The sequence below is a fragment of the Neisseria sp. P0021.S005 genome (genome assembly GCF_051956955.1).
Window position 1 is genome coordinate 1 of record NZ_JBQCWY010000747.1, and the last position, 1,438, is coordinate 1,438.

A 1,438-nucleotide genomic window follows, 5' to 3' on the forward strand; every position below is an offset into this window, starting at 1 on the left:
GGTCTTCCAAGGCTTCGATGCGCTCGTTGTAGTTCGGCACGCCTTCGGTACCGGCCACAAAGACAAACGGCAGACCTTCATCGCCGTGAATATCCAAGAACAAATCCACGCCGGTTTCCATCATTTTCTCGCGGACGGTAAAGACTTCGGGGCTTCGCTCCAAAGTCGGGGTTTCCCATTCGCGGTTGAGGTTGGCGCCGGCGGCATTGGTGCGCAGATTACCCAAAACCGAACCGTCCGGATTCATATTCGGCACAATGTAGAAAGTCGCACGGTCAAGCAGCATGCGCGCGGTCGGATCTTGCGGATCAAGCAGACGGCCCAGCAAACCTTCGACAAACCATTCCGCCATGGTTTCGCCCGGATGCTGTCGGGCGATAATCCAGACTTTCATGTCGCTTTCGACTTGGTTGCCGATGGTCAACAGATTAATATCGCGGCCTTGAACAGTGCTGCCCAAATCGTCGATACGGCACAAGCCACTGCCCTGCGCATCGCCCAAAAGGTTCAAATGCTGATCGTTGGAATAAGGCTCGAAATAAGCGTAGTAAACGCTGTTGGACAAAGGCGTATGATTGATGGTCAACACGCCGTTTTCGTAGCTGGTCGGCACGCGGAACCAATTTTGGCGGTCGTAAGAGGCGCAAGCCTGATAGTCCTCCCAGCCCAAAGGATACGCAGCGTCCGCCGCATTTTCAAAATGCATCACGCAGTTTTGATAGGCCGCACCCTGCAAACGGAAGTAAAACCATTGGGCAAACTCCGAAGCATTGTCGGGACGCAGGGCGAGGCGGATATCGGCAGGGTTGCTCAAGTCTTTGACAACGACCGAACCGGCATCGAATTGGGTGCTGATTTTCATCATGGGTATCCTTAGTAATCGGCGAAGAGGCCGAAGCAAACCGTCATTTTACCGTTTGCATGAGGCTGGTTTCAACCATTTAACTGATTTAACAGGATTTCAAGCGCCTGGAAATATTGTTTCAGACGGCCTTTGGGATTAAGATAAAGGCCGAAATCATGAAACAAGGTAGAAACCATGACCCAGCAACAATCTGTCTCCCCTGCCATCAAAGCGCGCGTCCTTGCCGAATCTTTACCATATATCCGCCGTTTTTCCGGCTCCATCATCGTCATCAAATACGGCGGCAATGCCATGACCGAACCTGCCTTAAAAGAGGGTTTCGCACGCGATGTCGTCCTGCTCAAACTAATCGGCCTGCATCCCGTCATCGTTCACGGCGGCGGTCCACAAATCAATGAAATGTTGGAAAAAGTCGGCAAAAAAGGGGAATTTGTTCAAGGCATGCGCGTGACCGACAGCGAAACCATGGACATCGTAGAAATGGTTTTGGGCGGACACGTCAATAAAGAAATCGTTTCTATGATTACCACCTTCGGCGGTCGCGCCGTCGGCATTACCGGCCGGGACAACCAC

At 52.4% G+C, this 1,438-nt stretch carries 2 protein-coding genes; one reads left to right on the plus strand and one right to left on the minus strand.

Annotation, left to right across the window (positions count from 1 at the left end; genetic code table 11):
* Positions 1–865: M14 family metallopeptidase (locus ACTHUE_RS18940; protein ID WP_440402896.1), on the minus strand; the 865-nt coding region annotated here is incomplete at its 3' end.
* 174 nt (positions 866–1,039) lie between these two features.
* Between ACTHUE_RS18940 and argB the strand changes: the two genes are divergently transcribed.
* Positions 1,040–1,438 (plus strand): acetylglutamate kinase (argB, locus tag ACTHUE_RS18945; protein WP_440424169.1); only part of this gene is annotated, 399 nt, incomplete at its 3' end.